The following is a 13,802-nucleotide window of genomic DNA, read 5'->3' as shown; positions in this document are numbered from 1 at the left end:
CGATGGTGGTTCAGAAGCGGTCGCTACACGCGCTCGATCAGCGTGGCGATTCCCATGCCGCCGCCGACGCACAGCGTGACCACCGCGCGACGCTCCGAACGCCGGTCGAGCTCATCGAGGACGGTGCTGACCAACATCGCGCCGGTCGCGCCCAGCGGGTGGCCCATCGCGATCGCTCCGCCGTTGACGTTGATCTTGTCGTCGGGGATCTGCAGCTCCTTCTGGTACTTCATGACCACCGACGCGAATGCCTCGTTGAGCTCGAACAGGTCGATGTCGTCGACACCGAGCCTCGCGATGTCGAGCAGTTTCCGGGTGGCCGGCGCCGGGCCGGTCAGCATGATCGTCGGGTCGGCTCCGGTGACCGCGGTGGCGACGATCCGTCCGCGCGGGGTCAGCCCGAGTTCGCTGCCGATCGCCTCCGAGCCGAGCACCACCAACGCCGCACCATCGACGATTCCCGACGAATTGCCTGCGGTATGAACATGATCGATGCGCTCGACCCAGTGATACTTCTGCAGGGCCACATCGTCGAAACCTGCCTTTCCGGCGGCGACGAACGACGGCGGGAGCTTCCCCAGGCTCTCCACGGTGGTGTCAGCCCGGATGTGCTCGTCGTGATCGAGGACCACCACACCGTTGCGATCCTTGACCGGGATCACCGAGCGCGCGAACAGCCCGTCTTTCCAGGCCGCGGCCGCGCGCTGCTGGGAGCGGGCCGCGTACGCGTCGACGTCCTCCCGCGAAAAGCCTTCCATGGTGGCGATGAGATCGGCGCCGACGCCCTGCGGCGAGGTGTAGCTGTCGTACATCGTCTCGGGATCCGCGAAGACAGGACCGCCGTCGCTACCCATCGGAACCCGCGACATCGACTCCACGCCGCCGGCCAGCACCAGCGACTCCCACCCCGACCGGACCTTCTGCGCGGCGATGTTCACCGCCTCCAGACCGGAGGCGCAGTACCTGTTGAGCTGCATACCGGCGACGGTGTCCGGCAGACCGGCCGCGACGGCGGCGGTCTTCGCCAGGTTGCCGCCCTGTTCCCCGACCGGGCCCACAACGCCGAGCACCAGATCGTCGATCCGGTTCCAGTCGAGCGCGGACTGGCGATCGCGCATGTCGTCGAGCAGCCCCGTCATCAACGAGATGGGCTTGACGGTATGCAGCGATCCGCTCGCCTTGCCCCTGCCGCGGGGCGTGCGAATCGCGTCGTAGATGAACGCATCAGAAGTCACGAGAATCCACTTTCTGCTGAGAGAGTGTCTTCACGCTATTGATCTGCCGGGGCTGGAATATGTCTCATCTTCGGTCAGATCGGCCACCGGAAACGTCAGAAACGATTGCCAAAGATTTTGCGCAACAAGGTGATCCGCGAATGCGCGGGTGAGCTCTACGACAGGCCGTAAGTGCCGGAGATGATGTCCCGCTGCACCTCGGACGCACCGCCGGCGATGGTGAGTGCCAGCGCGCCGCGCACCTGTGCCTCGACGCCGTACTCGACCGCGTAGCCGGCGCCGCCCATGAACTGCAGCGCCGCCAGCACGGTCTCCTTCGCCAGCTCCGACGCCTTCAGCTTCGCCATCGAGGCCTCGCGCGGAAGCAGCACGGTCGGGTCCGCGTCGACGCGCGCCGCGATGCCGTAGACGAAGTAGCGCAGGGCCTCGGTCTCGGTGGCGAGGTCGGCCAGCCGGTGTCGTACCGACTGAAAATTCCCGATCGGCTGTCCGAACTGCCGGCGTTCCTTGACGTACGCCATGACATCGGCGAGTGCCCGTTCCGCACGACCGAGACCCTGCGCGGCCACCAACAGGCGTTCATGGTTGAGCCCGGCCATCAGCTGTCGCCAGCCGTTGCCCTCGGTGCCCAGCAGGCGGTCCGCAGGCACCCGCACATCGGCGAAGAAGACCTCGTTGACCTCCGACCCGCCCATCGTCTCGATCGGCCGGATGGTCAGCCCCGGAGTGTCCGTCGGGACACTGATCATGCTGAGCCCATTGTGTTTCGAGCCGGCGTTCGGATCGGTACGCACCACCACCAGCAGGTGGTCGGCGACATGCGCCGCCGTCGTCCACAGCTTCTGGCCGTTGATCACGAAGTCGTCGCCGATCCGCTCCGCCCTGGTCGTCAGGGCGCCGACATCCGAACCGGCGGACGGCTCGCTCATCGCGATCGCCTCCGGCCGGCCCGCCGCGATGCCGCCGAGGATCTCCTTCTTCTGCTCCGGGGTTCCGAATCGTTCGTAGGGTCCCGCGACGATGAGGCTGACGCCGAGCGCGGCCACTGGCAGCAGCCCGCGATTGACCTCCTCGACGAGAATGCAGGCCTCAGTGGTGCCGGCGCCGCCACCGCCGAACTCCTCCGGCAGCGAGACTCCGAGATAGCCCAGATCGGCGAGCTTCTGATACAGGCCCTGGTTGTGGCCGCGCAGCCGCTCGTCGCCGAGTGCCACCAGCTGTTCCCGGGTGCCCGCTTCCCGCTCGCAGAACTCGCGTACGGCGGCCGCGAAGGCGGCCTGCTCATCGGTGACCAATGACGCTGACATGTCATTCCTTTCGTTCACGAGGTCCCCGGACAGATGTCGCTCAGTACGAGCGGGGCAGCCCGAGGTGATGCTGCGCAATGTGATTGAGCACCATCTGCGTTGAGACCGGCGCGATCTGCTGCAGGCGGATGATGCCCCACAGGTCGGCGAGGCCGTACTCCAACGCCAGCCCGTTGCCGCCATGCACCTGAATCGCCGTGTCCAGCGCGAGGAATCCGGCCCGTGACGCCATCAACTTGGCCATATTGGACTGCTCGCCCGCCGACTTCCCGTAGTCGTAGGTGGCCGCCGCGCGCCAGACCATTCCGCGGGCCGCCTCGAGCATCACCGACGCCTCGGCGAGTGGATGCTGCACGCTCTGGTAACCGGCGATCGGCCCGTCGAACACGACCCGGCTCGTGGTGTAGTCGATCGCCTTGTCCAGCGCGTAGCGCCCGACACCGGTACAGATGACGGCGCTGAGCAGGCGTTCCGGATTCAGCCCGTCGAACAGCGGCCGCAACCCGTGCCCGACCTCACCGATGACGTTCTCGACCGGAACCCGGACATCGTCGAAGAACAGCGTGAACTGCCGTTCGGGCGCCTGCAGGGCGGTGGGGATGAGCTGACGATCGAGCCCGGACGCATTCGGATCGACGATCATCAGCGTCAGCTGCCCGCGGCCGGTGAGTTCGTCTGTCCCCGTGCGCGCTACGAGAAGCAGGTGGTCGGCATGATCGACGCCCGAGATGAAGTACTTCTGGCCCCGGACCACCCAGGAGTCACCGTCGTGCGTCGCGGTCGTCGAGATGTTGTGCGAGTTCGATCCCGCATTGGGTTCGGTCAGTGCGAACACGAATTTCTCAGCGCCGCTGGCGATTCCGGGGAGATACCGGCGCTTCTGGTCCTCGGTGCCGTGCTTTGGGAGGATCGACCCGGCGATTCCCTGCGACAGCACCATCGCCAGTTCGGGGCAGCCGCCGGCAGACATCTCCTCGAGCACCACGGCCAGCTCGGTGACGCCACGCCCGGCTCCGCCGTACTCCTCCGGGATGTTCATTCCCAGATAACCGTTCTCGCCCAGCTTGTTCCACAGGGCCTGCATCGGCGTTCCCGATGCGGAGCATTCGCGGTAGTAGTCGTGGCCGAACTCGCCGACGATGGCGGCGACGATGCGGCGCAGATCTCGTTCTTCGTCGGTCATCTCCAACGGCAGCGCCGGGACGCCCGTGGTGTCGAACATGAACAGGTCCTCTCAAACGTGAACGCAGTGATGTCAATCGTTGCGCTGAATCGGGCGACCGTCAGCCCAATGCGACAGTGGCCGTCCCGGTGATCACCCGTCGCCCTCCGGATTCGGCCCATACCTCGCACTCGACCAGTCGGGCGCCATCCTCCTCGGCGATCGCCGACACCGCGCCACCGACCAGCACCTCGTCCCCGGCGAACACATTCGCGCGAAACGAACAGGAGATTCGCTTCAGCGCGGCGCGGGAGCCTGCCCATTCGGTCAGGAGATCCATGACGTATGCCATCGTCGCGCCGCCCTGATTCACCTCGCGATCCCCCAGCCCGGCCGTGTGCACCGCGTCGAGATCGAAATGAATCGGGTTGGGGTCGCGCAGCACGAGGGCGATCTGCCGAATGTGCTCCGCGCTGACTTCGTTGATCCGCCGCGTCGGAAGCTGTGTGCCGACGGTCACGCCAGCGCCCGGGGTCGATGTCATGACTCCCCCCGCTTGTACAGATAGGTACTCGTGACCTGGCCCATCACCGCCGCGGTATCGACATCGCTGATTCGCACGCGTACCTCCAAGCTGTCCAATCGGGACCCGTCGCGGGCCGTCCGTGACCCGACCACGGTCAGCTCTGCGTCCGTCCAGTAGCGACCACCGACGCGGAGCGGGCTGTTTTGGAGCACTTCGCAATTGCCGAACAGCAGAGTGTCCTTAACCGACTGCCCCGCCATCTCGCCGAGTTCGTCGACGTCGATTCCCATGCAGCGCAACGAGATGATGATGAACCACATGGGATGGGCGGTATCACCGGCGTCGGACGCGTGCAGCGCCCGCTGCAGGATGGAGTCCTCGTGCGGCGCAATCTCGATACTGCCGCCGGGCAGGCGAGTGCCCTCGAGTTTCTTCAACATGTCAACTGTGATCATTTGCTTTCCCTTGTTGTTTCACAACACCGCGTAGCCGCCGTCCACCACGACCTCGTTGCCGGTGTGGAAGGTCAGCTGCGGATCGCCGAGAAATGCTGCGACGTCACGGAATTCCTCCGGCGTGCCCCATCGGCGGACCGGTGTGCGCCGGGTGATCAGCTCCTTGAACCGGTCGTCGTAGCCGGCCGCATCGGTCATCGGTGTCTCGACCCAGCCGGGTATGAGCACGTTGCAGCGGATGCCGTACCGGGCCCATTCGACCGCGAGCGATCTCCCGAGGCCGACGAGTCCGGTCTTACTGGTTCCATATGCCGCAAATCCAATGCTTCCGTAGCGGCTGATCAGCGACGAGACAAGGACGATGGACCCGCCCGTGCCGCGCTCGATCATGTGCCTGCCGACCTCTCTGGTGGTGAGAAAGGTGCCGTCCAGGTTCACCTTCATCACGCGGTGCCAATCATCGAGCGAAGTGTCGACGTACGGCCGTGCGTCCGCGACCCCGGAGTTGGCCATGAGAATGTCGATCCGGCCGAGGCGATCGAGCGTGTCGGCGGTCGCCTCGCGGACCGCGTCCTCGTCGCTGATGTCGCACGTGAATGCTTCGGCCCGGAGACCGAACGAGCGCAGCTGCTCGGCCGCCGCCGCGCATCGGTCCTGGTTCCGCGCCCATAGCGCCACGTCGGCACCGGCCGCTGCCAGCCCCTCCGCCATACCGAGGCCGATACCGCTACCGCCGCCGGTGATCACGGCGACACGGCCGCTCAGATCGGTCATCATTGCTCCTTGGCATTCATCAGGTTCGGATACGGGAGATCGACGAGCTCGGCGAGATGCGCACGGTGCACGTCCGAACTGCCGAACATCAGCAACGAGCTCTTGGCTCGCTTCAGGTACAGGTGCACCGGCTGCTCCCAGGTGAAGCCGATCCCGCCATGCAGCTGCAGGCAGTCCTCGGCAGCACGGACCGCCACCTCCGAGCACCACGAATGCGCCACGGCCGCAGCCACATCCAGGTCGGCGTCGCCGCGGGCCAGACAGTCGGCGGCATACCGCGCCGCCGCCCGGGCCTGATTGACCTGAACCCACAGGTCGGCGAGCCGGTGCTTGAGCGCCTGGTACGAGCCCAGGACCCGGCCGAACTGGCGCCGCACCTGGAGATAGTCGACCGCGACGGTCATACAGTGCTCGGCGATGCCCACCTGCTCCGACGCGAGCAGCGCGGTCGCCGCTAGCACGGCGGCCTCGGTCGCTCCCGGGGCAGATCCGGGGCGGCCGATCGGGACCGCTAGCGCGCCGTCGAAGGCGATATCCGCGACCGGCCTGGTCGAGTCGAGAGACACCGCAGGCGTGATCTGCACCCCTGGGTCGGCCGCATCGATCTCGTACGCCTGGTCGCCGACCGGAATCAACAGCCGATCCGCGCCGATCGCATCGACGACCGTACGCACATGACCGCTGGCGGTGTCGCCGTCGATGGTCACACCGCCGGGTCCGGACGCGAACCACGGGCGATCGCCCGAGACGACCAACGCGGCGCGCGTCTCCCCCGCGGCGAGCGCGGCGAGCACTTTCTGCGCATCCACTTCGTCGGCGAATACCGTTGCCATGACCGCGCTTCCAAGATATGGGACCGGCGCCACGGCGCGGCCCAGTTCCTCCAGCACCACGGCCGATTCCCGCCAGCTCGCAGCGGCACCACCGGCCGACTCGCTGACGGGTAGCCCGCAGACACCCAACACGCTGGCCAGGGTCTTCCACAGCTGGCCGTCCACTGGTTGAGCAGACTCCGTACGTTCCAGCACCGAACGCCATTCGCACTGCTTGTACAGGACGTCCCGAACCGACTCCCGCAACAACTCCTCGTCCACCGAATACAGCAGATCGGCGGCGGCGCCGCCTGGTGCGGTCATCGGGCGAGCTCGTTCCACGGCGTGGTGACGTCCGCGCGGGTCTCGCTGGGGAGACCGAGAATTCGTTCCGCGATGATGTTCCGCATGATCTCCGAGGTGCCGCCTTCGATGGAGTTGGCCTTCGTCCGCAGGTATCGGTAGCCCGACGGTCTCTCGCCCTCTGACTCGAGGTCGGGCCGCCGGAACGACCAGTCGTCGTAGCGCATGCCGGCACCCCCGAGGACGTCCAGCTCCAGACTCGACGCCCGCTGCGCCAGGCTGGCGAACGCCAGCTTGGCGCCCGAGCCTTCGGGCCCCGGCGTTCCCCGAACCGCCTGCTGCCGCAGCCGTTCCGTCGTCAACCGCATCGTCTCGGCCTCGACCCACAATCGAAGGAGCTGGTCGAACGTGCCAATAGTCCGGTGCGCCTCCGGTGACCGCCAGAGGGCGGCGAGGGCGCCGATGGCACCGCTCTCGCGCGGCGCCCGCGCCGCTCCGATGGCGACGCGCTCGTTCATCAGGGTCGACTGGGTGACCTTCCAGCCGGCGCCGACATCGCCCAGACGATGGCTGTCCGGCACCCGGACGTTGTCGAGGAAGACCTCGTTGAATTCGGCCTCACCCGTGATCTGCCGTAGCGGTCGCACCTCGATGCCGGGGGCCGTCATGTCGCAGACAAAGTAGGTCAGCCCTTTGTGTTTCGGTACGGTCGGGTCGGTGCGGGCGATCAGCAGTGCCCAGCGCGCCTCGTGTGCGAGCGATGTCCACACCTTCTGTCCGTTGACGATCCAGTCCGTGCCATCGGGCACCGCCCGCGTGGCGAGCGACGCGAGATCGGATCCCGCGCCCGGCTCGCTGAACAGCTGACACCAGATCTCCTCGCTGGCCCAGCAGGGCCGCAGCCACTGCCGACGCTGCTGCTCGGTGCCGTGCAGGCTGATCGTCGGCGCCGCCATTCCGAGACCGATCACGTTGCGCGCGTTCGCGCTTCCGGGCGCGCCCGCGGCCGCAAGGGCGCCGTCGACGACAGCCTGGGCCGCAGCGTCGAGGCCCAGGCCGCCCGATCCGACAGGGTTGTGCACCCACGCCAGCCCGGCATCGAACCGCGCGCCGAGGAACTCGGTCACGGACATCTGCGCGGGATCATTTGCCGCCAGGAACTCGGCGACATAGGACGGCAGGTCGGTCACGGCCACCGTGTCGGCATGATCATCGGTCATCGCAGTTCGCTTTCGCCGGTCGAACGTCGCCGGAGCATCGCGGCGCCGCCGACTCGTCGTCGTGGTCACCTCCACGGTGCCGGTGGACCGGTGGCGGCGGATGTAGCAAGACAGAACGACTTGGATGACGCCCGGCGGCAACCACGAATGCCACCGCCAGCAAAGAGACACCTCGTCGGCAGACGCCCGATCACGAGCGCGGCAGGCCGAGTTCTCGTTCCGCCAGGTAGCTCAAGACCGATTCGTTGTTGATGGGAGCGATCTGCAGCACCCGGATCATCGGCCACAGATTCACGACATCGGTTTCGTAGACGAAGGCACTGCCGCCGTGTGTCTGGATCGCGGCATCCACCGCGGCCAGCGCGGCCCGGGAACCGAGTAGTTTGGCCATATTCGCCTGCGCCCCAGCGTCCACTCCGGCATCGAACGCGGCCGCGGCCGCGTACATCATCGTCCGCGCGGCCTCCATCTCGGCCGCCGCCAGCGCGAGCGGATGCTGGACCGCCTGGTTGGCACCGATCGGTTTGCCAAAGGGGGCACGTACTTTCGCGTAGTCGACGGCCTTCTGCAGCGCGTAGTGTCCGAGCCCGAGCGCCCACGCCGCGATCACGACCCGCTCCGAATTCAACGACGACAGCAGGTAGTCGAATCCGCGACCGTGTTCGCCGACCAATGCATCGGCAGGAACCTCGACGTCGTCGAAGAACACCTCGTACTGGTTCTCCGGCGCGTGCCATTCGATATCGAGCTTCCGCAGCGCAACTCCGGGCAACGAGAGGTCGACGACGAACAGCCCGAAACCCGATGTCCGGGTGAGGCGCTCACCGGAAGGCGCCACGCGGGCGAGCAGCAGGATGTGGTCGGCCTCGTCAGCTCCCGAGATGAACACCTTCTGACCGGAGATCCGATAGCAGTCGCCGTCGCGACGGGCCGACGTGCGGATGGCGAACGAATTGGTGCCCGCATCGGGTTCGGTTACGCCGAAGCAGAACTTTCGTTCTCCGGTCATCGTCGGCACCACATGAGCGGCCACCTGCTCGGCCGAGCCGTAACGGCGGATCGATTCCCGCGAGAACGTCGTCAATGAATACAGCAGCGGAGGAGTGCCCACCCGCGCAAGCGCTTCCATCACCGCAGTCGTCGCGACCAGACCGCCGCCCGCACCGCCATTCGACTCGGGAATGCCGACGGCCAGTAGCCCGGCCTCGACCAGCGCGTCCCACAACTCACGCGCGTGACCGCCGGCCCGTGCACGTTCGAGGAAGAGCGTGCGCGGGAACTTCTTCGCCACGCCGTCGACCGCCTCGAAGATCGATGAGACGAGCTCGCGGCTCTCGACGGGCACCGTGGACGGTAGGTCGGTCGTCATGGATTCCCTTTCAACGGTTTTCGTATTCGGGCGGCCGCTTCTCGAGGAAGGCCCGCAGCCCCTCTCGGGCATCGCCGCTGTCCAGCACGCGGTCGTTCAATGTCATCTCCAACCGGAACCCGGGGCCTTGGTCGAGGGCGGTGACCGCGATCTCCTTGGCGGTGCGTACCGCGACCGGGCCGCACCTGGCGATCGCGCCGGCGATCTCGATCGCGCGGTCCAGTACCTGGCTGTCCGGACATATCTCGGTGATCAAGCCCATCCGGAGGGCGGCGTCCGCGCCGACCGACTCCCCGGTGAGCAGCAGGTACATCGCCGACGGCCAGGCAACTTGTTGCGGCAGCCGAACATGGGATCCGCCGCCGGGGATCAGTCCCCATCGCACCTCGGGCAGCCCGAAGGTCGCCGACTGCGCCGCAACCCGAATGTCGGTGCCCAGCAGCATTTCCAGTCCACCGGCCAAGCACATCCCGTTCACCGCCGCGACGATCGGGACCTGAACATCGGAGAAGAACCGCTGCGACGGATCGGGGAACAGCAGATCCCGCTCCCCCGCGACCATCCGCGGCAACAGTTCCAGCAGGTCGCCGCCCGTGCAGAACGCGCGATCGCCGGCGCCGGTCAACACGACCACGCGGACATCGGGATCGGTATTCAGTTCGGCGACGCAGTGGCGCAGCCGACGGAACATGGCCGCGGTCATCGCGTTATGCGCCGTGGGTCGATCGATTGTGACGATCGCAATCGGGCCGCGTCGGGACAAGCTGACCGTGCCCTCGGGTTCCGCCATGACGCTGACGCTAGTGACCGGCACCGCGTCATCGATGTCGCAATGTGGGACCCACCGAACTAGTGGAGGGCCGCAGCCGCCAAGGAGAATTCGAGCACGGGCGCAATATAGCGCCTCACGAAGGACTCGATCTGATCGCGGTCGTCCAACGGAATCAGCGGCGTCGGTTCGGTATACAGCGAGACGACGATGCGCACCATCACCTCGCTGATCACCAGGCCGTCTGGGGTCGGGATGGTCGACGCCCACACGCCGCGCACCAGGTCGACGGTCGAGCTGTCGAGCGAGGCCCACATCTGCGAGACGAACCCGGGGTCGTGTTGTATGAGGCTCCGCAGGAGCTCGCTGCCGTGCAAGGTCGCGATCGCCGCGACCCACGCCTGTACGAATCGCTCCGCGGGGTCCGCGATATCAAAGGCCGGCAGCCATTGCGAAGCGGTGTCCCGGAACTCGGCGCGCACCAGCGCATCGAAGATGTCGACCTTGCGGCCGCATCGGCGGTATACCGTCTGGCGCGATACCTTCGCCTCTCGCGCAAGCCGGTCGGTGCCGAATCGCTCATATCCGTACGCGAGGATCTCCTCGCGCGCTATCGCGAGGATCCGATCGCGCTCGGGATCATCGGCATCCTGGGCACTCAACAGCGACAAGAGCTTTCGCGCGTGCGCCGAGTCCGCCATCCGTCGAGCCTATCTCTTCCGAATCGATGGCGACATCGGGCAGCCGGCCGCCGCCGCGCCCTCGAGAAGTTGGTCCGACTCGTCCAGGAATCGATCCGCCGCCATGGTCGCCTTCATCCGGGGCGACGCCGACTCAGAGATATCCGAGAAATTTCGCCGACCGGTTCCGAACGGCTGCGGGATCAGCCGAGCCGCGATGCGCGACGACCGCGTCCAGCCCTTGCGGCCGACCCGGTCCATGGCGTCTCGCCACCGGGGACTGACCATGATCGCGTCCGGCAGCAGCCGAAACAGCACCTTCATGATCGGATCGACCGCACGTGCCACATGTCGATACTTCTTCATCTGCGGCAGTGCCCGAACACGCTCAGCGAGCGCCGGCGGGAACGTGTGCGAGTTCCAGTGCATGACGGTGACCGCCACGAATCGGGACCCGAAGATCGCCAATATCGCCTCCAGAAACTCCTCATCGACCCACACGTTGTCCGGATCCCGATAGAAGTCGTCAAGCCATCGCTGCATCTCGTCCCAGCTCGTCGGCATCAGTTCCGGATCGACCCCCAACATCGCTCCGAAGCGCAGCGCCTCCTGGTGGAACTGCAACGATTCGCTGAAGGTTAGTGGGCCGCAGTAGCGTTCGTAGATCTGCCGCAGCGGCACCATCTGGGTCAGCACCGTGAACACCAGCAGATGCGGCTCCAGGGCCGAGAATGCCGTTCCCGCCGTGTACCTGGATCCGCCGACGTCTTCGGGCATCCGGGTGACGATCCGGCTGTGGTAACCGAAGATTCGCTGCGCCGTTCGGGTCGCGGTCTCGTCGTCGCCGACGAACCAGTCCATAAACGCCTCGTAACTGCGTGCGAACCGCGGGATGGGGTCGGTTTCCTGGCGAATCATCGCGGTCGGCGTTCCTCCTTCCGGCATCCGCGCCGTCGAGAAGCCCGCGGTGATCCGCGGTTCGAAAACCTCGAGCATGCCCGCGTACCAGAGCATCAATGGAACCGTCGGCAATGGCTTGGCCAGCTTCCACATCACCGAGTCCGGCCCGAAGAAGCCGTGGTCCGGATCGGCCACGGCCGATCGCGCGACCGCCAGCAACTCGCGGAAGTCGTCTCTCGTCACGATGTCCTTGAGTTCGTCCAGCACCGCCGTGCGCTCCGCGCCACGCGGAAGTGGGACCTTCGAGCTGACCGGATTCACCATCACTGTCATGCCATCTCCAATGTTCGACGAGCTGTTGTTACGTTGATACGGCTACGTAACACCATAACACTCACCTGTGTCTACCCACCGGTTCGAACTGTTCGAAATTGAGTCATTTGTCGCCAGTATTCGCTGTTTACGTTCGTTTCATTCCCCGAATCGACGCATGAGCGACAGCCCGTCCGATGTCCGATCACACCCCGTGGAGAGCGCACCGCATGACGTCAGAGACGATGCCCAGCCGGGATTTCTTGTCCCAACGCAGGCCTCCGGCCGCCCTGCGGCTCGTCGATCGGTGCGCGAACTACGTGACCGACACGCCGCGCGAAGCGGCGGCGACCATCGGCCGATCCACCCTGCTCGCCGTCTCGGTCGTCCGGTACCTCTTCATCGACATCGTCCGGCTGCGGATGCCGATGGACGAGGTGATCAGCCAGATGTGGCTGCTGCTGAAGGTGACCGCGCTGCCCGCGCTGCTGATGGCGGTGCCGCTCGGCGCCGAGGTCGCGGTCCAGGTGGGCGGCCTGATGAACCAGGTCGGTGCAAGTTCCCTCGCCGGCGCGGCGTCGGGCCTCGGCGTCGTGTCCCAGGGCGCGCCGATGGCGGCCGGGCTGTTGATGAGCGGCGCGGCCGCCTCCGCGGTGGCCTCGGACCTGGGTTCGCGGAACGTCCGTGAAGAGATCGATGCGATGCGGGTGATGGGCATCGATCCGCTGGAACGACTGGTGATGCCGCGGTTCCTGGCGATGATCGTGATCGCCCCGCTGCTGTGCATCGTGATCATCGCGGCCGGAGTGTTTGCCGGCCTGTTCATCGCCACCTCGGTCAATGACGTTGTGCCGGGCAGTTATTGGCAGTCCTTCGGCGCCTTCGCCACCCCGACCGACATCTGGTTCGCCATCAGCAAATCGGTCATCTTCGCCGGCCTCGTGGTCCTGATCGCGAGTCTGCGGGGCCTGGAGGCCAAGGGCGGGCCGCGTGGGGTGGCCGACGCGGTGAACGCGTCGGTGGTGCTCAGCGTGGTCGCCATCTTCATCACCAACCTGGTGATGAGCCAGTTCCAGTCCATGTTTTTCCAGGGACAGTTGGGGTAGACCGTGACTGCATCGACCTACCGCCCCTTCCCCACGATCAGCAACCGACTCGCGAAGGCCGGCAACGGGATCGTCGACGCCGTCAGCCAGTTCGGCCAGGTCACCCTGTTCGTCTTCAAATCGCTTGTCACCCTGCCGATCACGGTTCGTCAGTACCGCAAAGAGACGTACAGGACGATGAACTCGATGGCCTGGGGCAGCGGCAAGATCATCGTCGACGGCGGAGTGGTGAGCCTGCTCGCGGTGCTCGGTGTCGCGGTCGGAGCCGCTATCGCGATCGAGGCCTATGACGCGTTGAACCTGCTCGGGTTCGGCTCCCTGACCGGCATCGTCGGCTCGTTCGCGAACATCCGCGAGATCGCGCCGATCCTCACCGGCATCGGCTTCGCCGCCCAGGCCGGCTGCCGCATGACCGCCGAGATCGGCTCGATGCGCATCTCCGAGGAGATCGACGCGACCGAGGCCCTCGGTATGCGCGCCATCCCGTTCGTCGTGGGCACCCGGGTGATCGGCGGAATGATCTGCGTCATCCCGAGTTACCTGCTCGGCCTGGTGATCAGCTTCATCACCGGCGCGGTCATCATCAAGACCTTCCACGGCGAATCCGGCGGCACCTACGACCACTACTTCGCGCAGTTCATCAGCGTCTCCGAAGTCGGTTTCTCCGTCGTCAAGGCGGTGGTCTTCTGCACCATGGTCACGCTGATCCACTGCTACTACGGCTATTTCGCCTCTGGCGGCCCCGCCGGGGTGGGCATCGCCTCCGGGCGGGCGATTCGTGCCAGCCTCGTCGCGATCGTCGTCATGAACTTCGTTCTCTCGATCTCGGTCTGGGGCCTGAGCCCGACGATGGTTTTCACCGGCTAGGGGGT

General features: G+C 66.2%; 14 protein-coding genes. 2 read left to right on the top strand and 12 right to left on the bottom strand.

Annotated features, from left to right (window positions below; genetic code table 11):
- Positions 1-23: 23 nt before the first annotated feature.
- The 12 genes from G341_RS0108460 to G341_RS0108405 form a co-directional block, all read right to left on the bottom strand.
- Complete coding sequence (locus tag G341_RS0108460; RefSeq protein WP_018178689.1) at positions 24-1,235, bottom strand: acetyl-CoA C-acetyltransferase; 1,212 nt, start codon at positions 1,233-1,235, stop codon at positions 24-26.
- A 155-nt stretch (positions 1,236-1,390) separates the two neighbouring features.
- Positions 1,391-2,542, bottom strand: coding sequence for an acyl-CoA dehydrogenase family protein (locus G341_RS0108455; RefSeq protein WP_018178688.1), 1,152 nt, complete (start codon positions 2,540-2,542; stop codon positions 1,391-1,393).
- 40 nt (positions 2,543-2,582) lie between these two features.
- Positions 2,583-3,737, bottom strand: a complete 1,155-nt coding sequence (locus G341_RS0108450; RefSeq protein ID WP_026303420.1) for an acyl-CoA dehydrogenase family protein — start codon at positions 3,735-3,737, stop codon at positions 2,583-2,585.
- Between the two features lie 88 nt (positions 3,738-3,825).
- Entirely contained in the window at positions 3,826-4,224 is a 399-nt protein-coding gene (locus tag G341_RS0108445; protein WP_018178686.1) for a MaoC family dehydratase, read from the bottom strand.
- 20 nt (positions 4,225-4,244) lie between these two features.
- Entirely contained in the window at positions 4,245-4,685 is a 441-nt protein-coding gene (locus G341_RS0108440; protein WP_155826850.1) for a hypothetical protein, read from the bottom strand.
- An 18-nt stretch (positions 4,686-4,703) separates the two neighbouring features.
- Positions 4,704-5,459 carry an SDR family NAD(P)-dependent oxidoreductase gene (locus G341_RS0108435; RefSeq protein WP_026303418.1) on the bottom strand — a complete coding sequence of 252 codons (756 nt, stop codon included), beginning with the start codon at positions 5,457-5,459 and terminating at the stop codon, positions 4,704-4,706.
- Complete coding sequence (locus G341_RS0108430; RefSeq protein ID WP_018178683.1) at positions 5,459-6,595, bottom strand: acyl-CoA dehydrogenase family protein; 1,137 nt, start codon at positions 6,593-6,595, stop codon at positions 5,459-5,461. The genes G341_RS0108435 and G341_RS0108430 overlap by 1 nt, the downstream gene beginning before the upstream one ends.
- Positions 6,592-7,794, bottom strand: coding sequence for an acyl-CoA dehydrogenase family protein (locus G341_RS0108425; RefSeq protein WP_018178682.1), 1,203 nt, complete (start codon positions 7,792-7,794; stop codon positions 6,592-6,594). Before G341_RS0108425 ends, G341_RS0108430 begins: the two co-directional genes overlap by 4 nt.
- Positions 7,795-7,984: 190 nt before the next feature.
- Positions 7,985-9,163, bottom strand: coding sequence for an acyl-CoA dehydrogenase family protein (locus G341_RS0108420; protein ID WP_018178681.1), 1,179 nt, complete (start codon positions 9,161-9,163; stop codon positions 7,985-7,987).
- 10 nt (positions 9,164-9,173) lie between these two features.
- A complete protein-coding gene (locus tag G341_RS0108415) occupies positions 9,174-9,953 on the bottom strand; it encodes an enoyl-CoA hydratase/isomerase family protein (protein WP_018178680.1) in 780 nt (259 codons plus the stop codon).
- Between the two features lie 59 nt (positions 9,954-10,012).
- Positions 10,013-10,633, bottom strand: coding sequence for a TetR/AcrR family transcriptional regulator (locus G341_RS0108410; protein WP_018178679.1), 621 nt, complete (start codon positions 10,631-10,633; stop codon positions 10,013-10,015).
- A 9-nt stretch (positions 10,634-10,642) separates the two neighbouring features.
- The gene (locus tag G341_RS0108405; RefSeq protein WP_026303416.1) at positions 10,643-11,845 is read right to left on the bottom strand and encodes an oxygenase MpaB family protein; all 1,203 of its coding nucleotides are present in this window, start codon (positions 11,843-11,845) and stop codon (positions 10,643-10,645) included.
- A gap of 209 nt (positions 11,846-12,054) precedes the next feature.
- Here G341_RS0108405 and G341_RS0108400 point away from each other — a divergent pair, with 209 nt between their 5' ends.
- Together G341_RS0108400 and G341_RS0108395 are read left to right on the top strand one after the other, a co-directional pair.
- On the top strand, positions 12,055-12,930 hold the full coding sequence (locus G341_RS0108400; RefSeq protein WP_245556940.1) for an MlaE family ABC transporter permease: 876 nt from the start codon (positions 12,055-12,057) through the stop codon (positions 12,928-12,930).
- Between the two features lie 3 nt (positions 12,931-12,933).
- Positions 12,934-13,797: an MlaE family ABC transporter permease gene (locus G341_RS0108395; protein WP_018178676.1), complete on the top strand. Its 864-nt coding sequence runs from the start codon at positions 12,934-12,936 to the stop codon at positions 13,795-13,797.
- The last annotated feature ends 5 nt before the right edge of the window (positions 13,798-13,802 follow it).

The sequence above is a fragment of the Jongsikchunia kroppenstedtii DSM 45133 genome (genome assembly GCF_000380485.1).
Taxonomy (GTDB): domain Bacteria; phylum Actinomycetota; class Actinomycetes; order Mycobacteriales; family Mycobacteriaceae; genus Jongsikchunia; species Jongsikchunia kroppenstedtii.
Note: the sequence above shows the minus strand (reverse complement) of the source record. Positions and strands in the feature narration are given on the sequence as shown.